The following is a 1,849-nucleotide window of genomic DNA, read 5'->3' on the forward strand; positions in this document are numbered from 1 at the left end:
ATCCACCACTGTGCATCGATCTCCGGATCGGCATCATGCAGCGTGGGAAAGTTATCGCGGAAGTGGTCCGGTCGTGACGGGATGTAGATCGCATACGGCTCTTCGATCGGCTGGCTGTTGATCAGCACACGTCCGCCCCGCAGGCGAATGCGCTCTCCCGGCTGCGCGATGGTTCGTTTCACCAGGTGATCATTTGCATCCAGCGGATTATGGAAGACAATGATGTCGCCGCGACGTGGATTGCGATAGGGCATCAGCCAGCGCCATGCTCCACCGGGAGCATAGATCTGCTTATTCACTAATAGAAAGTCGCCGACGAGAAGCGTGTTCTCCATCGAGCCGGAAGGAATCCGGTAAGGCTGCGCTAAGAAGGTGATGATGAAAATCGCTACCGTAATAATCGGCAGCAGGCTGGTGAATGCCTCGAGTGGGCCGTTCGCCTGCACCTCTCGCCGGGTGACGATGACCGTCTCCCGCACAACCGTCTCTTCCGGCGTCCGCACGACGACGACTTCGGCAGTGGCTTCGACGATCTCATCCTTCTGGTCAGACATCAGCGGCCAGCAATCTCTCATAGGCTACCCGTGCGGCAGCCTGCTGTGCTTCCTTTTTCGTGCGCCCTTCGGCCTCGGCAGGAGCTTCAGTCTGTTCCCGTAGCTGCACCTGCACACGAAAACGCTTCTTATGATCGGGTCCGCTCTCTTCTACGACCGTGTACTTTGGCTGGCCTTTGCCTCGCGCCTGCAGAAACTCCTGCAATGCACTCTTATAGTCCCCGATCGCCCCACCGAAACGCGCGCCCTCGGTGACAGCGATACTCAGCTCTTCAATCTTCGGAGCAATGACATGCTGTTCGACGAACGCTCGTGCCGGCGGCAATCCGCCGTCCAGATACATAGCGGCAATTACTGCCTCCAGTGCATTCGAGAGCAGTGCACGCTTCTGGCGGCCGCCACTCTGTTCTTCACCTCGCCCCAGACGAAGATAGTTGCCAAGAGTTAAGGTTTCGGCCACTTCACCCAGATGCGAACGGCTTACCAGCAGAGCCCGCATGCGCGTCAGCTCACCCTCCGTCAATGCAGGGAAACGTATATACAGGGCTTCAGCGACAAGCAGACCCAGCACGGCATCGCCTACAAACTCAAGCTGCTCATTGTCTCTGCCGGCGGTTGCGCCACTGGAGCTTTCGGCAGCTAGTGAGCTGYGTGTCAGTGCCGTTTCCAGCAGATTCGGACGTTGGAACTTGTGGCCCAGGGTCATCAGCAGGGAATCGAGCTCCGCCGGGCCGTTTTGTTTTTTCGCTCGCATTCAGGGACCTGGTCTCGCTCGCCGCTCTTACTTTGGCCGGTAAGCCTCTTTTTCCTTCTTACCGGTGGGATCAATCGGCTCGTTATCTTCTTCGTCGCTGGTGGCGTGCTCCCGCTTCGGCGCTGCGAAGGGCTTTTTCAGTCCAGCTTCAGCCGCAAGCTTGGTGTCCGGACGAGCATCGCGGACCGCGAGAGCTGCCTTGTACTCGCTGATGGCGCGAGGACGGTCCGGCTCACGCTGTGTGTCATACATGCGTCCCAGGTAGATATGCGTCCAGGCCAGCGTGCGTGGATCCTTGGAAAGCTTTAGCACCTGGTTGAACTCGTCGAGCGCCGAGTCCGGATCATTGTCCAGCACTGCGATGCGTGCCTTCAGATAGTGCGCCTGCGGGTCGTTCGGATTCACCGCCAGCGCCTTCTGCGCCATCTCGTCGGCGCCTGCGCGATCACCCTTCATCAGCTTGATCTCAGCGAGATCAAGTCCCTTCGGCTGGCGTACCGGCGTACGGCCTACGAACTCACGCGTGCCTTCAGGAAAGAAC

General features: G+C 58.9%; 3 protein-coding genes. All 3 read right to left on the reverse strand.

Annotation, left to right across the window (positions count from 1 at the left end; all coding sequences use genetic code 11):
* On the reverse strand, positions 1 to 554 hold a 554-nt coding region (gene lepB / locus AB4043_RS24255), incomplete at its 3' end, for a signal peptidase I (protein ID WP_442308352.1).
* The gene (gene rnc / locus AB4043_RS24260) at positions 547 to 1,308 is read right to left on the reverse strand and encodes a ribonuclease III (RefSeq protein ID WP_442308353.1); all 762 of its coding nucleotides are present in this window, start codon (positions 1,306 to 1,308) and stop codon (positions 547 to 549) included. The genes rnc and lepB, both read right to left, overlap by 8 nt.
* Positions 1,309 to 1,335: 27 nt before the next feature.
* Positions 1,336 to 1,849, reverse strand: a 514-nt coding sequence (locus tag AB4043_RS24265; protein ID WP_442308354.1) for a tetratricopeptide repeat protein, incomplete at its 5' end; no start/stop codon positions are given.

Source organism: Terriglobus sp. YAF25 (assembly GCF_052113305.1).
In the GTDB taxonomy this organism is placed as follows: domain Bacteria; phylum Acidobacteriota; class Terriglobia; order Terriglobales; family Acidobacteriaceae; genus Terriglobus.